Origin of the sequence: Streptomyces sp. D2-8, from assembly GCF_023184515.1 — a bacterium.
Lineage (GTDB): Bacteria > Actinomycetota > Actinomycetes > Streptomycetales > Streptomycetaceae > Streptomyces.
This window is the reverse complement of record NZ_JAAHBP010000011.1, coordinates 111,155-131,139: the sequence shown is the minus strand read 5'-3', so window position 1 is coordinate 131,139 and position 19,985 is coordinate 111,155. Positions and strand designations below refer to the sequence as shown.

19 protein-coding genes and 2 pseudogenes are annotated in these 19,985 nt (G+C 71.4%); 9 read left to right on the top strand and 12 right to left on the bottom strand.

Going from position 1 to position 19,985, the window contains the following annotated elements; genetic code table 11:
- Window positions 1-215 precede the first annotated feature (215 nt).
- The 4 genes and pseudogenes from G3I77_RS21045 to G3I77_RS21030 all read right to left on the bottom strand — a co-directional run.
- Window positions 216-539 (bottom strand): annotated as a pseudogene (locus tag G3I77_RS21045) (ATP-binding cassette domain-containing protein); the annotation flags it as partial.
- 101 nt (window positions 540-640) lie between these two features.
- Window positions 641-802 (bottom strand): annotated as a pseudogene (locus G3I77_RS21040) (ABC transporter permease); the annotation flags it as partial.
- A 134-nt stretch (window positions 803-936) separates the two neighbouring features.
- The gene (locus tag G3I77_RS21035) at window positions 937-2,187 is read right to left on the bottom strand and encodes an Ig-like domain-containing protein (RefSeq protein ID WP_248505979.1); all 1,251 of its coding nucleotides are present in this window, start codon (window positions 2,185-2,187) and stop codon (window positions 937-939) included.
- Between the two features lie 262 nt (window positions 2,188-2,449).
- A complete protein-coding gene (locus G3I77_RS21030) occupies window positions 2,450-2,779 on the bottom strand; it encodes a hypothetical protein (RefSeq protein WP_248505978.1) in 330 nt (109 codons plus the stop codon).
- Window positions 2,780-2,909: 130 nt separating this feature from the next.
- Between G3I77_RS21030 and G3I77_RS21025 the strand changes: the two genes are divergently transcribed.
- Entirely contained in the window at window positions 2,910-3,203 is a 294-nt protein-coding gene (locus tag G3I77_RS21025; protein ID WP_248506129.1) for a hypothetical protein, read from the top strand.
- Between the two features lie 46 nt (window positions 3,204-3,249).
- Here the strand turns inward: G3I77_RS21025 and hutH are convergent, their stop codons facing one another.
- From hutH to G3I77_RS21010, 3 genes are all read right to left on the bottom strand, one after another.
- Window positions 3,250-4,788 carry a histidine ammonia-lyase gene (gene hutH / locus G3I77_RS21020; protein WP_248506127.1) on the bottom strand — a complete coding sequence of 513 codons (1,539 nt, stop codon included), beginning with the start codon at window positions 4,786-4,788 and terminating at the stop codon, window positions 3,250-3,252.
- A gap of 95 nt (window positions 4,789-4,883) precedes the next feature.
- Entirely contained in the window at window positions 4,884-6,032 is a 1,149-nt protein-coding gene (locus G3I77_RS21015) for a GGDEF domain-containing protein (RefSeq protein WP_248505977.1), read from the bottom strand.
- Between the two features lie 93 nt (window positions 6,033-6,125).
- The gene (locus G3I77_RS21010; RefSeq protein ID WP_248505975.1) at window positions 6,126-6,926 is read right to left on the bottom strand and encodes an enoyl-CoA hydratase/isomerase family protein; all 801 of its coding nucleotides are present in this window, start codon (window positions 6,924-6,926) and stop codon (window positions 6,126-6,128) included.
- A gap of 218 nt (window positions 6,927-7,144) precedes the next feature.
- Here G3I77_RS21010 and G3I77_RS21005 point away from each other — a divergent pair, with 218 nt between their 5' ends.
- Window positions 7,145-7,825, top strand: a complete 681-nt coding sequence (locus G3I77_RS21005; protein ID WP_248505973.1) for a hypothetical protein — start codon at window positions 7,145-7,147, stop codon at window positions 7,823-7,825.
- A 47-nt stretch (window positions 7,826-7,872) separates the two neighbouring features.
- Here G3I77_RS21005 and G3I77_RS21000 read toward each other — a convergent pair whose 3' ends face one another.
- Window positions 7,873-8,979, bottom strand: a complete 1,107-nt coding sequence (locus tag G3I77_RS21000; RefSeq protein WP_248505971.1) for an adenylate/guanylate cyclase domain-containing protein — start codon at window positions 8,977-8,979, stop codon at window positions 7,873-7,875.
- 237 nt (window positions 8,980-9,216) lie between these two features.
- On the bottom strand, window positions 9,217-10,083 hold the full coding sequence (locus G3I77_RS20995) for a biotin--[acetyl-CoA-carboxylase] ligase (RefSeq protein WP_248505969.1): 867 nt from the start codon (window positions 10,081-10,083) through the stop codon (window positions 9,217-9,219).
- Window positions 10,084-10,193: 110 nt separating this feature from the next.
- Between G3I77_RS20995 and G3I77_RS20990 the strand changes: the two genes are divergently transcribed.
- The 4 genes from G3I77_RS20990 (at window position 10,194) to G3I77_RS20980 (ending at window position 12,926) form a co-directional block, all read left to right on the top strand.
- Complete coding sequence (locus G3I77_RS20990; RefSeq protein WP_248505967.1) at window positions 10,194-11,798, top strand: acyl-CoA carboxylase subunit beta; 1,605 nt, start codon at window positions 10,194-10,196, stop codon at window positions 11,796-11,798.
- 25 nt (window positions 11,799-11,823) lie between these two features.
- Complete coding sequence (locus tag G3I77_RS20985; RefSeq protein WP_184908978.1) at window positions 11,824-12,033, top strand: acyl-CoA carboxylase epsilon subunit; 210 nt, start codon at window positions 11,824-11,826, stop codon at window positions 12,031-12,033.
- 111 nt (window positions 12,034-12,144) lie between these two features.
- Window positions 12,145-12,273 (top strand): morphogenic membrane protein MmpB, encoded by a 129-nt coding sequence (gene mmpB, locus G3I77_RS40675; RefSeq protein WP_086025112.1) that lies wholly within the window; start codon window positions 12,145-12,147, stop codon window positions 12,271-12,273.
- A gap of 32 nt (window positions 12,274-12,305) precedes the next feature.
- The gene (locus tag G3I77_RS20980) at window positions 12,306-12,926 is read left to right on the top strand and encodes a nucleoside triphosphate pyrophosphatase (RefSeq protein WP_248505965.1); all 621 of its coding nucleotides are present in this window, start codon (window positions 12,306-12,308) and stop codon (window positions 12,924-12,926) included.
- Here G3I77_RS20980 and G3I77_RS20975 read toward each other — a convergent pair.
- Window positions 12,895-13,371 (bottom strand): hypothetical protein, encoded by a 477-nt coding sequence (locus G3I77_RS20975; protein ID WP_248505964.1) that lies wholly within the window; start codon window positions 13,369-13,371, stop codon window positions 12,895-12,897. The genes G3I77_RS20980 and G3I77_RS20975 overlap by 32 nt on opposite strands.
- 337 nt (window positions 13,372-13,708) lie before the next feature.
- Between G3I77_RS20975 and G3I77_RS20970 the strand changes: the two genes are divergently transcribed.
- Window positions 13,709-15,481 carry a biotin carboxylase N-terminal domain-containing protein gene (locus G3I77_RS20970; RefSeq protein WP_248505963.1) on the top strand — a complete coding sequence of 591 codons (1,773 nt, stop codon included), beginning with the start codon at window positions 13,709-13,711 and terminating at the stop codon, window positions 15,479-15,481.
- Between the two features lie 235 nt (window positions 15,482-15,716).
- Here G3I77_RS20970 and G3I77_RS20965 read toward each other — a convergent pair whose 3' ends face one another.
- Together G3I77_RS20965 and G3I77_RS20960 are read right to left on the bottom strand one after the other, a co-directional pair.
- Window positions 15,717-16,688 carry a DeoR/GlpR family DNA-binding transcription regulator gene (locus G3I77_RS20965; RefSeq protein WP_308311407.1) on the bottom strand — a complete coding sequence of 324 codons (972 nt, stop codon included), beginning with the start codon at window positions 16,686-16,688 and terminating at the stop codon, window positions 15,717-15,719.
- 165 nt (window positions 16,689-16,853) lie between these two features.
- Window positions 16,854-18,302 (bottom strand): NAD(P)H-quinone dehydrogenase, encoded by a 1,449-nt coding sequence (locus G3I77_RS20960; protein ID WP_248505961.1) that lies wholly within the window; start codon window positions 18,300-18,302, stop codon window positions 16,854-16,856.
- Between the two features lie 96 nt (window positions 18,303-18,398).
- Here G3I77_RS20960 and G3I77_RS20955 point away from each other — a divergent pair, with 96 nt between their 5' ends.
- Window positions 18,399-18,836, top strand: a complete 438-nt coding sequence (locus tag G3I77_RS20955) for a gamma-glutamylcyclotransferase (protein WP_248505960.1) — start codon at window positions 18,399-18,401, stop codon at window positions 18,834-18,836.
- 107 nt (window positions 18,837-18,943) lie between these two features.
- A complete protein-coding gene (locus tag G3I77_RS20950) occupies window positions 18,944-19,768 on the top strand; it encodes a purine-nucleoside phosphorylase (protein WP_104777701.1) in 825 nt (274 codons plus the stop codon).
- Window positions 19,769-19,985: the final 217 nt, after the last annotated feature.

Genomic DNA, 19,985 nt, shown 5'->3' with positions numbered 1-19,985 from the left:
CTTTTCACTTGTCTGTGCAAGTTTCCCCCTTGCAGAAGAACCGGGCGAATTCCCCGTTCACCCGGCCGGGGGTGGTCTCGTACGCATGGACGTACACCCCCCGGAATACGCAGTATGCCGAGGGGCGATCAGGCGCTCAATAGATGAGAGGACGGTAAGAAATCCGTCGGCCGACTGTTACACGGCCGACGGAACTCCGTTACAGAGCCGGGGGGTTACGCACGCGCGTTCTCCTTGACACTGATCCGGCCCTTGCGGATCGTCGCCAGGCGCGGGGCCTTCTTCGCTATCGCCGAGTCGTGGGTGACCATCACGAAGGTGAGGCCGAGTTCCTCCCACATGCGTTCGAGAACGTCCATGATCTCGTCGCGCATCGATTCGTCGAGATTTCCGGTGGGTTCGTCGGCGAGGAGCACCTTCGGCTGTTTCACGAGGGCCCGGGCGATGGCCACGCGCTGCTGCTGACCGCCCGACATCTCGCCGGGCAGATGCGCGAGGCGCAGACCGACCGACTTCAGGGCCTCGGCGGCCTGTTCACGGCCCCGCCGCCTCGCGGCCGCCCGGGCCGCCCCGGAAGCCCCCGAAGCCGCCGCCCGCGGCCCCGCCGCCCCCGCCGCCCCCGCCCAACTGCGCCTGCAGCTCCGTACAGTGACTGGAGGACCTTGTCCTGCGCCCTGCCCATGCCGGCGGACACGGACGTGACGACGATGACCAGGGCGATACCCAGCGCGAGTCCGGAGGCGACGACAAGGGCCGCCCTTCTGCGGCGGCGCAGCTCGCGCCTCAGGTAGGTGAAGAACATGGCCGCAAGCTAGGGACGGTCTGTGATGAGGACTTGAGCCGCGCATAAGAGCTGGATGAGAAGAGCCGAAAGGCCGCCGCCCACCCCTCGTCCGGGGTGGGCGGCGGCCTTTCGTCAGTGAAGCCGGCGAACCGTCAGAGCTCCGAGCCGGCCTTCCAGTCGGCCCAGCTCATGTTCCAGCCGTTGAGGCCGTTGTCCGGCGCGACCGTCTTGTCGCCGGTGTTCTCGACGACCACCACGTCACCGAGCATCGAGTTCTTGAAGAACCACGCGCCCGGGGTGTTCGGGTCGTCGGCGCCCTTGGCGTCCTGGAGGCCGACGCAGCCGTGGCTCGTGTTCACGTTGCCGAAGATGGACTTCGCGCCCCAGTAGTTGCCGTGGATGAACGTGCCGGAGCTGGAGAGGCGGATGGCGTGCGGCACGTCCTTGATGTCGTACTCGCCCTTGCCGTCGTCGTCCGTGAAGCCCACGGTCGCGCCGTTCATGCGCGTCTCCTTGAACTTCTCGGACATCACCATGATGCCCTCGTAGGTCTTGTTCTCGGGCGAGCCGGCGGAGATCGGGATCGTGCGGACGACCTTGCCGTCCTGCGTGATCTTCATCTGCTTGGTCTTCGCGTCGACGTACGAGACCTGGTTGCGGCCGATCTTGAAGGTGACCGTCTTCTGCTGGACGCCGAAGACGCCCTCGGCTCCCTCGACACCGTCGAGCGCGAGCTTCAGCGTGACGGTGGAGCCTTCCTTCCAGTAGTCCTCGGGCCGGCAGTCCATGCGGTTGGCGTTGAACCAGTGACAGGCGACCTCCTGGCCGCCGGTCGTGCTGACCTTGATGCCCTTCTGGACGGCGGCCTTGTTGGTGATCGCCTTGTCGAAGTTGATCGAGACCGGCATGCCGACGCCCACGGTGGTGCCGTCGTCCGGCGTGAAGTTGCCGATGAAGCTGTTGTCCGGGGAGACCGTGGTGAACGAGGCGTTCTCGTGGGCGACGCGACCGTCGGAGTCCTTCGCCTCGGCCGCCAGCTTGTAGGTGGTGGACCGCTCCAGCTGCGTGCTGGGCTTCCAGCTGGTCTTGTCGGCGGATATCTGGCCGCTGACCTCGTTGCCGTCGGCCGTCGTCATCTTCACGTCCGTGAGCGTGCCCTTGCTCACGGTGACGGCGGCGGAGTTGTTGATCGAGGCGTTGTCCGAGCCGTCCTTGGGCGTGATCTTGATCTGGGCCTCGGAGGTCTTCTTGGCTGCGGCCTCGTCGACCTTCGACTGGGAACTGTCGCCTCCGTCGCCCCCGGAAGCGTTGTCGTCGCCTCCGGAGCACGCCGAGAGCATCAGCACTCCGCCGAGCAGTGCGGACGCGACCGTCAGGCCCTTGCGCCGCTTACTGACCGTCATCACACGCTTCTCCATCGTTGCCGATTCCCCAAACCCCGAGTGTCCCCGTCAAAGCTGAGTGCCCCCGTCGGGACCCGTGAGTCCTCATCCCGATCTTTCAACGCTACGACCGGCACGTCCGGTTCCCCAGGTCGCGCAGGTGTGGGGATCACCACGTCCGTGACGGACGGTGCCGGTCGATACGGGTGCGGTCGGTGCGCCGCTTGAGACGCGAAAACCCCGGGCGGCGGTTGCCGCCCGGGGTCACGATTTCCCGAACAGCTCAGCCGTCGTTGTCGTCGCCATCATCCTCGTCGAGGTCCCAGTCCGGCGAATCGGGGTCGTAGTCGATCCGCTCGCTGCTCCAGGACGCCTGCTGGAGCTCCACCCCCGGCACCTGGCTGACCAGGTCGAACGGATCGACGAGGTACGCGAGGGCCTCCGCGGTGTCTTCCGTCACAGCGCCCTCGGCGTGGGCCCGTTCCGCAGCCGGCAACTCCGCCTCGCCGGCGATCCGGCTCAGTGCGGACTTGGTGACCGCGTCCGCGTCGTCGACCTCGAGAACGAGTTCCACCCGAAGCCGTACAAAACGTGATGTCTCTGGAGTGCTCATGGCGGGAGCGTACGTCCAGGCCCTCCCGTGACTTTCCCGTGACCCGCGACTTTCACTAACATCGCCCCACACGGCCAATTCGCCGACGTCACAAGGGGATCGATATTCCGTGTCATCCGCTCGCCGTCCGTTGCTGACCGCCACCGCCGCGGCCTCCCTGCTGGGCGCCATGTGGTTCGTCCCGTCCGCCAACGCGACGTCGGACAGCCCGGTGAGAGACGCGGTCTCGGCGAGTCCGTCGCCGCAGGTCACAGAGCAGGCGCGGATCGCGGCCACGACCGCGGACACCTCCGTCACCGGCACCCGGCTCGCCGACACCGGCAGCTTCGACAGCACGCCGTACGTGATCGGCGGGACCTTCTTCCTCACGCTGGGCGCCGGGTTCGTCGTGTACTCCGTGCGCCGGGAACGGCTCGGTTTCTGACGGTTGTTGACGCGGAGCCCCGCCGGACGACGGGGCCCCTGCCGCCCTACTGGAGCGGCCCGGTCACCTTCTCCACCGCGGCCAGCAGCCGCCCGTCGCGCACGAACGCGTCCGCCGCGGCCAGGTCGGGCGCGAGGAACCGGTCCGGCCCGGGCCCCTGGACCCCCGCCTCCCGTGCGGCGTCGATGACCGCCTGCGAGGCGGGCGCCGGGGTCAGACCCTCACGCAACTCGACGGCGCGCGTGGCGGCGTAGAGCTCGATGGCGATCACGCGGATGAGGTTGTCGACGGCCGTGCGCAGCTTGCGCGCCGCCGACCAGCCCATCGAGACGTGGTCCTCCTGCATGGCGGAGGACGGGATCGAGTCGGCCGACGCCGGTACGGCGAGCCGCTTCAGCTCGCTCACCAGCGCGGCCTGCGTGTACTGAGCGATCATCAGGCCCGAGTCCACACCGGCGTCGTCGGCGAGGAACGGCGGCAGGCCGTGGCTGCGGTTCTTGTCGAGCAGCCGGTCGGTGCGCCGCTCGGCGATGGAGCCGAGGTCGGCGGCGGCGATGGCGAGGAAGTCCAGGACGTAGGCGACGGGCGCCCCGTGGAAGTTGCCGTTGGACTCGACCCGGCCGTCGGGCAGGACGACGGGGTTGTCCACGGCCGCGGCCAGCTCGCGGTCGGCGACCAGCCGGGCGTGGGTCATGGTGTCGCGCCCGGCGCCGGCGACCTGCGGGGCGCAGCGCACCGAGTAGGCGTCCTGGACGCGCGGGGCGTCGTCCTGGTGGTGCCCGGTCAGGCCCGACCCCTTCAGCACGGCCAGCATGTTGGCGGCGCTGGCGGCCTGCCCCGGATGCGGCCGGATGGCGTGCAGTTCGGGAGCGAGGACCTTGTCGGTGCCGAGCAGGGCCTCCAGGGACAGCGCGGCGGTGACGTCGGCGGACCGGTAGAGCGTCTCCAGGTCGGCCAGGGCCATCACCAGCATGCCGAGCATGCCGTCGGTGCCGTTGAGGAGGGCGAGACCCTCCTTCTCGCGCAGTTCGACCGGCCGGATGCCGTGCGCGGCGAGGAGTTCGGCGGCCGGGCGTACGACACCGTCGGGGCCTTCGGCGTCGCCCTCCCCCATGAGCGCGAGGGCGCAGTGGGACAGCGGGGCGAGGTCGCCGGAGCAGCCGAGGGAGCCGTACTCGTGCACGACCGGGGTGATCCCGGCGTTGAGGAGGTCGGCCATGGTCTGCGCGACCTCGGGCCGTACGCCGGTGTGCCCGGAGCAGACGGTCTTCAGGCGCAGGAACATCAGGGCGCGGACGACTTCCCGCTCCACGGCCGGACCCATCCCGGCGGCGTGCGAGCGGACGATGTTGCGCTGGAGCTGTGCGCGCAGCTCCGGGCTGATGTGCCGGGTCGCCAGGGCGCCGAAGCCGGTGCTCACGCCGTACACGGGGTCCGGCTTGGCCGCCAGCGCGTCCACGATCTCGCGGGCCGCGGCGAGGGCGGCCACGGCCTCCCCGGAGAGCTCGACGCGGGCGCCGCCGCGCGCCACGGCGAGCACGTCGGACGCGGTCACCCCGGCTGTCCCCACCACCACAGTGTGCATATCCATATTCAGGAGCGTACGCAGTGAATTCGATGATGTCACCACTGGGGGCGCCGTTCACCCCTTACCGAATACGTCACACCGCCGGACCCGGGTCAGGGCGCGTGCCGGCCCCGGAACCGCCGGCGCTCACCGCCGGCCTCCTTGGACGGCTCGTCCGCGAGCCGCACGACGGGATCGTCGGGCCCGGCCCGACCCGCCACCACCGGCTTGTTCGCCCGCTCGGCCTTGGCCCGGTACTGGGCGGCGTCGGCGAGCCGGAACAGGCGCCGCGCCGAGCGCACCGGACCGATCGGGTCCTCGGTGGACGCGACCCCGCAGGCCACCCCGTCCCCGAGCTCCAATTCGGCGGCCCTGCGACACAGTTCATGGGCCGCCTTCACGACCTGGTCGGCGGGCGGCCCGACCGCGAGCAGACAGAACTCGTCCCCGCCGAGCCGCGCGGCCAGCGCCCCGGGCAGCATGGCCCCGCACAGCGACAGCACCGACCCGAACCGCTCCAGGAGCCGGTCGCCCGCGGCGTGCCCATGGGTGTCGTTGACCCGCTTGAGCCCGTTCAGATCGCAGACGACGAGACTGACGACGGCGTCGTCCCGGCGGTGCCGCTCGATCGCCCGCTCCAGGCGTACGTCCACGGCACGGCGGTTGGCCAGCCCGGTGAGGGAGTCGGTGAAGGCCAGCCGCCGGGCCTCCTCCAGCCGCTCGGTCTGGGCGATGCCGGCGGCCACGACCGAGGCCAGGACGGTGGCGAAGTCGGCGTCACCCCGCCCGAAGACGGCCTCACCGGCCGGGCGGGCGACATACAGCTCGCCCCAGGCCCGCCCGTGCAGCACGATGGGCGCGACCACACAGCAGCCGCGGCCCCGGCGCCGCAGGGCGGCGACCCGCTGATGGCAGTACCCGGGCTGCCCGGCGGCGGGCCCCTCGGCGGTCTCCACCCAGGCGTCCGGCTCCCCACCTCCGGCCCACTGCTCGTGCAGGAACTCGGTGATCTCCGCGAACTGGTGCACCGGGTAGGCCTCGTCCTCAGGGAACTCCTCCTCCCCCTCGGCCAGCTCGCCGACGTTCACGAGGACCCTCAGCCGTCCGAGCTCCCGCTCCCACACCGACAGCGCGGCGAAACTCCCACCCAGCGCCCGGCACGCCCCGGCGGCCGCGGCACGCCACGCCTCACGCGACCCTTGCGCGGCCGCCATCCCCTGAGCCAACGCGACGACGGCCGCCAGCCGTCTGTCCTCACCCATCACTCCAGGCTAGGGAGTTTCCAGCCAGACTGACCTGTTTACGACGCGAACGGGGACGACTGATATCACCCGGATACGCTCCGGCCCCTGCCCCTACTCCCCCGGCCACTCCGGCTTGCGCCGCTCGTTGAACGCCGCGACGCCCTCCGCCCGGTCCCCCGAGAACGCCGTGGCCCGCCACGCCGCGTCCTCGACCTCGAGCCCGGCCCGCAGATCCAGCCCCTGCCCGAGCCGCAGCGCCCGCTTCGCCGCCCGCAACCCCACCGGCGAGTTCCCGGCGATCCGCCCCGCCAGCGCCAGGGCCTCCGCCCGGTCCCGGCCCTCCTCCACCACCTGGTCGACCAGCCCCAACTCCCCCGCCTCCGCGGCCTCCACCCGCCGCGCGGAGAAGATCAGCTCGGCCGCCCGGGCCGCCCCGACCCGCCGCGGCAGCAGCTGCGTACCCCCGCCCCCGGGGATCACCCCGACCGACACCTCCGGCAGCCCCACCACCGCGGTGCGGTCCGCCACGATCACGTCACAGGCCAGCGCCAGCTCGAACCCGCCCCCGAGGGCGAACCCGTGCACCGCGGCCACCGTCGGCACCGGCAGCTCCAGCACCCCGGTGTACGCCCCCCGGGTCACCGGCCGCTGCCGCAGCAGATCCGCGTCGCTGAACGAGTTCCGCTCCTTCAGATCCGCCCCGACACAGAACGCCCGCTCATGCGTCGAGGTCAGCACGACCGCCCGTACGTCCCGGTCCTCCCCCAGTGAGGTGCACGCCCCGGCGATGGACCGCGCCATCTGAGTCGACACCGCGTTCATGGCCTTCGGCCGGTCGAGGACGAGCTCCGCGACATGCCCCTGCTCATGCCGCCGCACCAGCACGAACTCCCCGAACCGTTCCTCACTCATGACACCCTCCGGTTAACGCGGGTTAACAAGGTCGACGCTCAGATCATCGCAGCCGCACCCCACCCGCGAAAGGCCGGACGCGTCCGGTTCCCCCCACCACCCCCCGCCCACCCGTTCGAGTGACATCCCCCCAACTCCGGCCCAACCGCCCATGGGAGCGCATAGCGTGCGTCCCCCACGGCGCACAGGGGGCGCATGTGCATCGGGGAGGGACCGGGATGACGACGAACACGACGGCGAGACCGCAACGGGACACCGGGACCGCCACGGCGCCCCGCCGGCGGGAGCCGCCCGCGCCCCGCGAGCCGGCCCCGGCCGAAACCGGCCTCTTCGCCCCCCGTGTCCGGGGCCGCCACCGCAAGCCCCGCCCCCGCAAGGTCCTGCTCGCCGCCGGCGGCCTCGTCCTCGCCGCGGGCGCCCTGAGCCTCCTGCGCCTGACCTCCGGCCCGGGCACCGACACCGGCACCGTGGAGGCCGAGCCCCGCCCGGACCCGGTCACCACCGCCGCGGACGACGCCACCGACCCCGCCCCGACCTTCCCGGCGGCCCCGGACGTGAGCCCCTCGTCGCCCACGGCCCTGGGCGGCCTGACCCCGTCGCCGGTCACCAAGGGCGCGCGGCCGTCCCCGTCCACCCGGACCGGCACCCCGATGACCTCCACGGCCGCCGACGCCGCGCCCACGACCATCCCCGACACCCCGAACAAGCCCGCCCCGGCCCCGGCGCCGGCGGCCTCGGGCGGCGACGCCCCGCGCCCGGCCCCGGCCTCACCCGCACCACGGAGCCGGACCGCACCGGCCCCGGCGCCCACGCCCGAGAAGCCGGAGAAGCCGCTCGACCCGGGCCTGTGCGTACCGGTCATCGGCCTGTGCGTGGACTCGCCGACAGGCCGCCGCTGACCCCCCACCGGCGCCCGGCCACGGCACCCCGTCCCGCGGACGACCGGCTACGGCGCCCCGTCCCGCCGGGTGAGCAGCCACGGCTCCACGACGCCCAGGCCACGCACCGGCCGCTGCCACATCGGCTGGAGCCCGAACCGGTACACCGGGGGCTCCTCGCCCTCCTTCTCCGCCGCCGCGGCCTCCTCGGCCGCCTCCGCCTCCGAGCTCGGGGCGTCCTGCGTACGGATCAGCTCCTGGGCGAAGGCGGTGTCGACCAGGACGGCGTCCTTCGGAGCTATCGAGGTGAGCCGGGAGGCCAGGTTCACGGTCGTACCGAACACATCACCCATTCGGGTGGTCACCGTGCCGAACGCCATGCCGACGCGCAGCTCGGGCATCGTCTCGTCGTGCGCCATGGTCTCGATCAGCCGCAGGGCGATCTCGGCGGCCGTGCCCGCGTCGTCGGCGGCGTAGAGCACCTCGTCGCCGAGGGTCTTGATCAGCCGCCCGCCGTTGGCGGCCACCAGGTCGGCGGCCGTGGTCTCGAAGGCCTCGACCAGCTCGCCGAGCTCCTCCTCCTCCATGCGGCGGGTCAGCCGCGTGAATCCGACCAGGTCGGCGAAGCCGACGGCGAGGCGCCGGTCCACCATCTCCTCGTCGTCGGCCGCCTGGACGACCCGTCCGGCCGAGGCGGCGAGCTGCCGGCGCCAGACGTAGACCAGGAACTCCTCCAGCTCGGGCAGGAGCAGTTCGACGATCGGGTACGTCACCTCGGTGCGCGTCATACCCGGCTCGGGCGGCTCGGTCAGCCCCTCCAGGAAGGAGTCGATCTGCCACTCGGCGAGCCGCGCGGTGGTCTGCCCCGTGGACCGGGCGACCTGTACGGCCATCGCCTCGCTCAGCAGGCCCGCCTCGACGAGACCGGCGAGGCGCCGCAGGGCGAGGACATCGGCCTCGGTGAGGGCCTTGGCCTGGCCTATGTCGGCGAAGCCCATGGCCCGCCAGAAGCGGGAGGCCAGTTCCATGGAGACACCGGCGCTGCGGGCCGCCTGAAACGGGGTGTAGCGGCGCTCGGCGCCCAGGATGAGCCCTTCGAGGCGCAGGGCGAGCGGATCCTCGCCGGAGTCGGCGCCCTGCGCGTCCTCGCCGGAACCCGAGTCGTCGACGGTCACGCGTGTTGCCCTTCCGATCTGTCACGGTCATGTATCGACCGGCCTCAACTCTACGGCAGGTGTGCGCCAGCTCACTCCGTGAGGTGCGGCCGAGGGGTGGGGTGCCCGGCGTTCGGCTCGGTACTCGGCGTTGGTGCGAGGCCCCCTGGGGGCTGCCGCCTGAACGGCCTCGTCCTCAGTCGCCGGACGGGCCGGGAAGTCCGAAGCCGCCGGGTTGCGGGACGCCCCTGCCCCGGCTCACGCCGGCCTCAGGTGCACGATGTCCCCGGCCCCGACCGGCTCCTGCACGCCCTCCTCCGTCGCCAGTACCAACCGCCCGTCCCCGTCCACAGCCACCGCTTCCCCGACCACGGCCCGGTCTCCCGGCAGCTCCGCCCGCACCACCCGCCCGAGCGTCGCGCACCCGGCCGCATATGCCTCCTGCAACCCGCACACGCCCGGGTCGCCCTCGGCCTCGCGCCACTTCCCGTACCACTCCTCCAGGGAGCGCAGCATCCCCCGCAGCAGCGGATCCCGGTCCGTGCTCACCGCCCCGGCCAGCCCCAGCGACCCCGCCGTGGGCACGGGCAGCTCGTCCTCCTTCAGCGAGACGTTGATGCCGACCCCGATGACGATCCCGTCGTCGCCGGCCCGCTCGGCCAGGATCCCCCCGGCCTTGCGTTCCGCTCCCCCCACCGTGACCAGTACGTCGTTCGGCCACTTCAGGGCCGTGTCGACGCCCCCCGCCCGGGACAGCCCCGTCGCCACCGCGACCCCTGTGAGCAGCGGCAGCCACCCCCATCGCGCCACCGGCACCTCGCTCGGCGCGAGCAGTACGGAGAAGAAGAGGCCGGAGCGGGGCGGCGCCGTCCACTGGCGGTCGAGTCGGCCGCGGCCCGCCGTCTGCTCCTCGGCGACCAGCACCGCGCCCTCGGCCACCTCGCCCTTCGCCGCCCGGGCCACGAGGTCGGAGTTGGTGGAGCCGGTGCGCTGCACCACGTCCACCTCCGACCACAGCCCTCCCTGCCGCACCAGACCCCGGCGCAGGGTGGTGACGTTGAGGGGCGGACGGTCCAGGTCCGACCAACGGCTTCCGTTCGGCTCTGAGGCATCGTGCGGCGTCATGCAACCCACCCTAGGTGTGGTAAACGCCGCACTGCCGATGCGGAGGCACCCCACTACTCTACGGATGAGTAACCGTCCCCCCTTTTGAGCAGGCAGGGAGCCGTATCCCGATGTCCGAGCCGGAAGAGCAGCAGCAGCCCGACATTCATACGACCGCGGGCAAGCTCGCGGATCTGCAGCGACGCATCGAGGAAGCGACACACGCCGGCTCCGCTCGTGCAGTCGAGAAGCAGCACGCCAAGGGCAAGCTGACGGCCCGTGAGCGGATCGAGCTCCTGCTCGACGAGGGCTCCTTCGTCGAACTCGACGAGTTCGCCCGGCACCGCTCCACCAACTTCGGCCTCGACAAGAACCGCCCGTACGGCGACGGGGTCGTCACCGGGTACGGCACCGTCGACGGCCGCCCGGTCGCCGTGTTCTCGCAGGACTTCACCGTCTTCGGCGGTGCCCTCGGCGAGGTCTACGGCCAGAAGATCGTCAAGGTCATGGACTTCGCCCTGAAGACCGGCTGCCCGGTCATCGGGATCAACGACTCCGGTGGCGCCCGCATCCAGGAGGGTGTGGCCTCGCTGGGCGCGTACGGCGAGATCTTCCGCCGCAACACCCACGCCTCCGGAGTGATCCCGCAGATCAGCCTGGTCGTCGGGCCGTGCGCGGGTGGCGCGGTCTACTCCCCGGCCATCACCGACTTCACGGTCATGGTCGACCAGACGTCGCACATGTTCATCACCGGCCCCGACGTCATCAAGACCGTCACCGGCGAGGACGTCGGCTTCGAGGAGCTGGGCGGCGCCAGGACCCACAACGCGACCTCCGGAGTCGCCCACCACATGGCGGGCGACGAGAAGGACGCCATCGAGTACATCAAGCAGCTGCTGTCGTACCTGCCGTCCAACAACCTCTCCGAGGCACCGGCCTTCCCCGAGGAGGCCGACCTCGAGGTCGGCGACGAGGACCGCGAGCTGGACGTGATCGTCCCGGACAGCGCGAACCAGCCGTACGACATGCACGCGGTGATCGAGCACGTCCTGGACGACGCCGAGTTCTTCGAGACGCAGCCGCTGTACGCGCCGAACATCGTCACCGGCTTCGGCCGGGTCGAGGGCCACCCCGTCGGCATCGTCGCCAACCAGCCGATGCAGTTCGCCGGCTGCCTGGACATCAAGGCCAGCGAGAAGGCCGCCCGCTTCGTGCGGACCTGCGACGCCTTCAACGTCCCGGTCATCACGTTCGTCGACGTCCCCGGCTTCCTGCCCGGCGTCGACCAGGAGCACGACGGCATCATCCGCCGCGGTGCCAAGCTGATCTACGCCTACGCCGAGGCGACCGTCCCGCTCATCACGATCATCACCCGCAAGGCCTTCGGCGGCGCCTACGACGTCATGGGCTCCAAGCACCTGGGCGCCGATCTCAACCTCGCCTGGCCGACCGCCCAGATCGCCGTCATGGGCGCCCAGGGCGCGGTCAACATCCTGCACCGCCGCACCATCGCCGAGGCCGAGGCGGCCGGGGAGGACCTGGAAGCGGTCCGGGCGCGGCTGATCCAGGAGTACGAGGACGCCCTCCTCAACCCCTACGTCGCGGCCGAGCGCGGCTACATCGACGCCGTGATCATGCCGTCCGAGACCCGCCGGCACGTCGTACGGGGTCTGCGTCAACTGCGTACGAAGCGGGAATCCCTGCCTCCGAAGAAGCACGGCAACATCCCCCTCTAGCCCGCAGCGAGCCCAGGAGGCCCACATGACGATCAAGGTCGTACGGGGCAACCCGACCCCGGAGGAGCTGGCCGCCGCCCTGGCGGTGGTCAGGGCGCGCGCCGCGGCGGCGGCAGCCGCCCCGCCCGGCGCGCCGGCGTCCCGCGATTCCTGGTCCGACCCGTCCCGCATCGCGGCCCACCGGCTGCCCCAGCCGGGGCCGGCGGCGTGGGGCCGTACCTATTGGCCAGGGTGAGATCAGCTTCTCCAGGGGCGCGGGGAACCGCGCACTGCGGAACAACGCGGGGCGCCGATTTGAGTACGCCTACTCAGGCGCCCCGCTCCGGGAAGCCGCACGCTGATGTACATGCTGTGGTCCGACCCTGAGAACGAGCCGCCCGAAGAACTGCGTGACATGCAGGACATGCTGCGGCGGCTGAGCGTTCTCCTGGCTCTGGCCATGGTGCTCGTGATGATCGTGATCGGAGTGAGGTGAGCCGGCCCCGCTCGGGTGACTAACCTGACGGCATGACCGCTCAGCGCCGCAGGCGACTCGTCCTCGCCTCCCAGTCCCCCGCCCGGCTCGGCCTGCTCCGCCAGGCCGGCCTCGCCCCCGAGGTGATCGTGAGCGGCGTCGACGAGGATGCCGTCACCGCCCCCACCCCCGCCGACCTGGCCCTCGCCCTGGCCGAGGCGAAGGCCTCCGTCGTGGCGGCCCGCCCGGAGGCCAAGGGCGCGCTCGTGATCGGCTGCGACTCGGTGCTCGACCTGGACGGACAGGCCCTCGGCAAGCCCGCGGACGCCGAGGAGGCCACGGCCCGCTGGAAGTCGATGCGCGGCCGGGCCGGCACCCTCCAGACCGGCCACTGCGTCTACGACACGGTCACCGGCCGCTATGTCTCCGCGACCGCGTCCACGGTCGTCCACTTCGGCGAGCCCACCGACGAGGAGATCGCCGCCTACGTCGCCTCGGGTGAACCCCTCTACGTCGCCGGGGCGTTCACACTGGACGGCCGCTCGGCCCCGTTCATCGACGGCATCGACGGCGACCACGGCAACGTCATCGGCATCAGCCTGCCCCTGCTCCGGCGGCTCCTCGCCCAACTGGACGTGGGCATCACGGAGTTGTGGGCGCCGGCGGAGAAGTGACCGGGGACCCGTCGCCGCCCTTGCCGCCCTCGGGCGCGGCGTCGGCGGGCTCGGCCGGGCGGTCGTACGTCATCAGCAGCAGCACGATCAGGGCGAGCACCAGCACCATGAGCAGGAACGCCGTCCAGCCGACGAGCCCCACGGTGAACGCGCCCAGCAGCCCGTGCACGACGGCCGCGCTGATCAGCAGCACGCGCCCGAAGCCCGCCGGGGGCCGGTCCCGCAGTGCCACGAGCAGGGCCACCAGGCCGCACAGCGCGAAGTAGAGGCCGAAGACGATCCCGCCGATCTTCGACGACACCGACATCATGTGCGGGTCCAGCCCGGCCAGCGACATGTCCTGCCGGTCGACGACGACCCCCAGGAACCAGTTGAGCACCGCGACGCCGAACGCCTCTGCGAACAACACCACCGCCACGACCCACGCCACCGGCCTGCGTATCACCGGGCCCACCCTCTTCCCTCTGAAGACACCGCGAACGCTACTAACGGGTAAACCGGGGGACAAGGGCCCGGCAGCGGGCAAAGAATCATTGGGCCATTCGTAGGGACTCCACAAAGAAACAGAGTGGCCCGCAGCACGTGATGACAGAGACCTTGGCCACAGGAGAGGGCTAGGGTTTCCCGGAGGAGTACTGCGTACCGCGGTGCGACAAGGGATTTCGCGGGTCGAGCGAGCCTCGCATCACGCTCCGTGTGGGCAAGCTCACCACTGGGGACGGGTCGAAGTGTCGTGTCGGCAGTCCCTAAACTCGGCTTGTTTCAAGGAGGGAGCCTCAATCGTGCGCAAGGTGCTCATCGCCAACCGTGGCGAAATCGCTGTCCGCGTGGCCCGGGCCTGCCGGGATGCCGGTATCGCGAGCGTGGCCGTCTACGCCGACCCGGACCGGGACGCTCTGCATGTCCGCGCCGCGGATGAGGCGTTCGCCCTGGGCGGTGACACGCCGGGCACCAGCTACCTCGACATCGAGAAGGTGCTCAACGCCGCCCGCGAGTCCGGCGCGGACGCGATCCACCCCGGCTACGGCTTCCTCTCCGAGAACGCCGAGTTCGCTCAGGCGGTCCTGGACGCGGGCCTGATCTGGATCGGCCCGCCGCCGCAGGCGATCCGCGACCTCGGCGACAAGGTCGCCGCCCGGCACATCGCGCAGCGCGCGGGTGCCCCGCTGGTGGCCGGTACGCCCGACCCGGTGTCCGGTGCGGACGAGGTCGTCGCGTTCGCCGAGCAGCACGGCCTGCCGATCGCGATCAAGGCCGCCTTCGGTGGCGGCGGTCGTGGTCTGAAGGTCGCCCGCACCCTCGAAGAGGTGCCGGAGCTGTACGACTCGGCGGTCCGTGAGGCCGTCGCCGCCTTCGGCCGGGGCGAGTGCTTCGTCGAGCGGTACCTGGACAAGCCGCGGCACGTGGAGACCCAGTGCCTCGCCGACCAGCACGGCAACGTGGTCGTCGTCTCCACCCGTGACTGCTCCCTCCAGCGCCGCCACCAGAAGCTGGTGGAGGAGGCCCCGGCCCCCTTCCTGTCCGACGCGCAGGTCGAGGAGCTGTACTCCGCCTCGAAGGCGATCCTGAAGGAGGCGGGCTACGTCGGCGCCGGCACGGTCGAGTTCCTCGTCGGCCTCGACGGCACGATCTCCTTCCTGGAGGTCAACACCCGTCTGCAGGTGGAGCACCCGGTCACCGAGGAGGTCGCCGGTATCGACCTCGTGCGCGAGATGTTCCGTATCGCCGACGGCGAGGAACTCGGCTACGGCGACCCGGAGCTGCGCGGCCACTCCTTCGAGTTCCGCATCAACGGCGAGGACCCGGGCCGCAACTTCCTCCCGGCTCCCGGCACGGTCACGACGTTCGCCCCGCCGTCCGGCCCGGGTGTCCGTCTGGACGCGGGCGTGGAGTCCGGCTCGGTCATCGGCCCGGCGTGGGACTCCCTGCTGGCCAAGCTGATCGTCACCGGCCGCACCCGCAAGGAGGCCCTCCAGCGGGCCGCCCGGGCGCTGGAGGAGTTCCAGGTCGAGGGCATGGCGACGGCGATCCCGTTCCACCGTGCGGTGGTGAGGGACCCGGCGTTCGCGCCCGAGCTCACGGACTCGTCCGACCCGTTCACGGTGCACACGCGCTGGATCGAGACGGAGTTCGTCAACGAGATCAAGCCGTTCGCCGCGCCGGCCGATGCGGACGTGGACGAGGAGCCGGGCCGCGAGACGGTCGTCGTCGAGGTCGGCGGCAAGCGCCTCGAGGTCTCCCTGCCGTCCTCGCTGGGCATGTCCCTGGCCCGTACGGGTCTCGCGGCGGGTGCCAAGCCGAAGCGCCGCGCGGCGAAGAAGTCGGGCCCCATGGCCTCCGGCGACACCCTCGCCTCCCCGATGCAGGGCACCATCGTCAAGGTCGCCGTCGAAGAGGGCCAGGAGGTCAAGGAGGGCGACCTGATCGTCGTCCTGGAGGCCATGAAGATGGAGCAGCCCCTGAACGCGCACCGGTCGGGCACGATCAAGGGCCTGAGCGCGGAGATCGGCGCGTCGGTGACGTCGGGCGCGGCGATCTGCGAGATCAAGGACTGAGTCCCGGCTGACGAACGCCTCCGGCGCTGCCCCGAGTCGGGGCAGCGCCGGAGGCGGGTGCGGGCTCGCCCGCCTGCGGGCATGCGTGCCGCCTGGGGCGGCACGGGTGGGCGCTGGGGGTACCCCCTGCTCGAAGAGCTTGGGGGAGGCACCCCGCTCAGCCGGGCTGCGGATCCACCCGGCCTCGGCAACAACGCCGAGCACCTGGCAGGCAACAGCTCCGCATCCAGGCCGTCTAGCGCCGCCGCAGATCCGCCACCCGCGCCCGCTCCGCCGCGGGACTCTGCTCGCCCAGCATCGAGGCGGACCGCAACTGCCCCCCGGCCCCCGGCACCTGCCGCCGAGGCCCGGGCAACGGCACATCCCGGCGCTGCTGACGCCCCGGGACAGAATCACCCCCCGGGCCTCCCGCACCCGACCCTCCTTGTCCCCCGGCCACGGCGATCTGGACGCCCTGGTCGGCCAGCGCCTGGAGTTCCGTGGCCGCACGGTCGTCGTGGGCGGGCGGCTCGTCCGTGACGAGGCGGGTGATGAGATCCGTGGGCACGGTCTGGAACATGGTGTCGGTACCGAGCTTCGTGTGGTCGGCAAGCACGACCACCTCCGCCGCGGCCTGCACCAGCGCCCGGTCGACGGACGCCGACAGCATGTTGGACGTGGACAGCCCGCGCTCGGCGGTCAACCCGCTCCCGGACAGGAACGCCCGCGACACCCGCAGCCCGTGCAGGGACTGCTCGGCACCGCTCCCGACCAGGGCATAGTTCGAACCGCGGAGCGTACCGCCGGTCATCACGACCTCGACCCGGTTGGCATGGGCCAACGCCTGGGCGACGAGGAGGGAGTTGGTGACGACGGTGAGCCCGGGCACCCGGGCGAGCCGGCGGGCCAGCTCCTGGGTCGTCGTACCCGCCCCGACCACGATCGCCTCCCCCTCTTCCACGAGGTTCGCGGCGAGGTCGGCGATGGCGGTCTTCTCGGCGGTCGCGAGATGAGACTTCTGCGGAAAGCCGGACTCCCGCGTGAAACCGCCCGGCAGTACCGCACCGCCGTGCCGGCGGTCGAGGAGTCCTTCTGCCTCCAGCGCGCGCACGTCCCGCCGTACGGTCACTTCGGAGGTCTGGACGACGCGGGCGAGCTCACGGAGCGACACGGCCCCGTTCGCTCGCACCATTTCGAGGATCAATTGGCGACGTTCTGCAGCGAACACGAAACTGACAGTAACGCCAGCGACCGTCTGCTTTCAGCAGTTTGCGCTGAATAGCAGAAGATGTTCGCACCGAGCAGCAGGGAGTGGTATAAGGCCTAGTCCCGCCGCCTATGCCGTCCGCATGGGCGAGCACTCCCCGTGACCAGGGAGGAGTCGGTTTCGGCCTCAGCCCTCGCCGTTCTCCTTGCGGGTGTGCAACTGCCGTGCCACCTCGGCGATCGAGCCAGACAGAGACGGGTAGACGGTGAAGGCCTTCGCGATCTGTTCGACCGTCAGATTGTTGTCGACCGCGATCGAGATGGGGTGGATCAGCTCCGAGGCGCGCGGCGCCACGACGACACCGCCCACCACGATGCCCGTGCCCGGCCGGCAGAAGATCTTGACGAAGCCGTCGCGGATGCCCTGCATCTTGGCGCGCGGGTTGCGCAGCAACGGCAGCTTCACGACCCGGGCGTCGATCTTCCCGCCGTCGACGTCGGCCTGGGTGTAGCCGACGGTGGCGATCTCCGGGTCGGTGAAGACGTTCGACGAGACGGTCTTCAGGTTCAGCGGGGCCACGGCATCGCCCAGGAAGTGGTACATGGCGATACGGCCCTGCATGGCGGCCACGGAGGCGAGTGCGAACACGCCGGTCACGTCACCGGCCGCGTACACGCCCGGAGCGGTCGTACGCGAGACCTTGTCGGTCCAGATGTGTCCGGACTCGCGCAGCCGGACGCCGGCGTCCTCCAGCCCCATGCCCGCGCTGTTGGGCACGGCACCGACGGCCATGAGGCAGTGCGAGCCGGTGATGACCCGCCCGTCGGCGAGGGTCACCTCGACCCGGTCCCCGGCCCGCTTGGCGGACTGCGCCCGGGAACGCCCCATGACGTTCATGCCGCGCCGCCGGAAGACGTCCTCCAGCACGGCGGCCGCGTCCGGGTCCTCGCCGGGCAGCACGCGGTCGCGCGAGGACACGAGCGTCACCTTCGACCCCAGCGCCTGGTAGGCGCCGGCGAACTCGGCACCGGTCACACCCGACCCGACCACGATCAGCTCCTCGGGGAGCTCGTCGAGGTCGTACACCTGGGTCCAGTTCAGGATCCGCTCACCGTCGGGCAGGGCGTCGGGCAGCTCCCGGGGGTGCCCGCCGGTGGCGATGAGGACCGCGTCAGCCGTGAGGGTCTCCTCACTCCCGTCGGCGGCGCGCACCACGACCTTGCGCGACCCGTCGAGCGCCTGCATGCCCTCCAGGCGCCCGCGCCCGCGCATGACACGCGCCCCGGCCCGCGTCACGGAGGCGGTGATGTCGTGCGACTGGGCGAGCGCCAGCCGCTTCACACGCCGGTTGACCTTGCCCAGGTCGACGCCCACCACCCGGGCGGCCTGCTCGATGTGCGGGGTGTCGTCGGCGACGATGATCCCCAGCTCCTCGTACGAGGAGTCGAAGGTGGTCATCACCTCGGCCGTGGCGATCAGGGTCTTCGACGGCACGCAGTCGGTGAGCACCGACGCCCCGCCCAGACCGTCGCTGTCGACGACGGTCACCTCCGCGCCGAGTTGAGCGGCCACCAGCGCCGCTTCGTATCCGCCGGGTCCGCCACCGATGATCACGATCCGAGTCACGTACCCCATTGTCCCGCACCCGTCACCGTGCCACCGCCCCGGGGCCCCGCCGATGCGGCTCCGTTACGACAGTGACGCACGGGCCGCCTGCCGTACCCTTCCCCCATGTCGCTCTACGCCGCGTACGCCGGCAACCTCGACGCGCGGCTGATGTCCCGCCGCGCCCCGCACTCGCCGCTGCGCGCCACCGGCTGGCTGAACGGATGGCGACTGACCTTCGGGGGCGAGCACATGGGCTGGGAGGGCGCACTGCCGACGATCGTGGAGGACCCGCTCTCCCAGGTCTTCGTCTCCCTGTACGACATCGCCCCGATGGACGAGGAGTCACTCGACCGCTGGGAGGGCGTGGGCCTCGACATCTACCGTCGTACCCGCGTACGGGTCCACACCCTGGAGGGCGAGGACTTCGCCTGGGCCTTCGCCCTGAACGCGTACGAGGGCGGCCTGCCCTCCGCCCGCTACCTGGGCGAGATCGCCGACGCGGCCGAGTCGGCCGGCGCTCCCCACGACTACGTGATGGAGCTCCGCAAGCGCCCCTGCTGACGGACGCGCCGCGCGAGCCCCTTCGTCGGAAACGACAAGACAACGATCGCCACCCCGTGAGCTCTGCCATCTACGCGCGTAGGCATTCACCGGCTACCCTCGTCGGCGTGAACGCATCTCTTCTTCCGGACGACATCCAGGGCGACCCCCACGCGGCCGCCGACGCCGCCGCGGCCCGCCTGCGCGAACTCACGGGCGCCGAGACCCACGACGTCGCCCTCGTGATGGGCTCCGGCTGGGCCCCGGCCGTGGATGCCCTGGGCGCCCCCGAGGCCGAGTTCCAGGTCACCGAGCTCCCCGGCTTCCCGCCGCCGGCGGTGGAGGGCCACGGAGGCAAGATCCGCTCGTACCGGATCGGCAACAAGCGCGCCCTGGTCTTCCTGGGCCGGACGCACTACTACGAGGGCCGCGGGGTGGCCGCGGTCGCCCACGGTGTCCGCACCGCGGTCTCGGCCGGCTGCAAGACGGTCGTCCTCACCAACGGCTGCGGCGGCCTGCGCGAGGGCATGCGCCCCGGCCAGCCGGTCCTCATCAGCGACCACATCAACCTCACCGCCACCTCCCCCATCATCGGCGCGAACTTCGTCGACCTCACCGACCTGTACTCCCCGCGGCTGCGGGCCCTGTGCAAGGAGGTCGACGCCACGCTGGAGGAGGGCGTCTACGCCCAGTTCCCCGGCCCGCACTACGAGACTCCGGCCGAGATCCGTATGGCCCGGGTCATCGGTGCGGACCTGGTGGGCATGTCGACGGTCCTCGAGGCGATCGCCGCGCGTGAGGCGGGCGCCGAGGTCCTGGGCATCTCCCTGGTGACGAACCTCGCGGCCGGCATGACGGGCGAGCCCCTGAACCACGAAGAGGTCCTCCAGGCGGGCCGCGACTCCGCGACGCGCATGGGCTCGCTGCTGACGCAGGTCCTGGGCCGCCTGTAAGCAGATCGCGGCTGCGGGTCCGTGGTGGCTGGTCGCGCAGTTCCCCGCGCCCCTGGGGAGTTGCAGCCGGGGCCACCACAACAGCAAGGGAATGTGCCCGCACCCGCGTACGGCGAGAAGGGGCCGTGTCGGGGGGGTGTCCGCCCGCAGCGGTTGGCGCGTCAACGGACGGTTAGTCGGTACGCAACCCCATCGCGCCGTTCCGAGGACGGACACC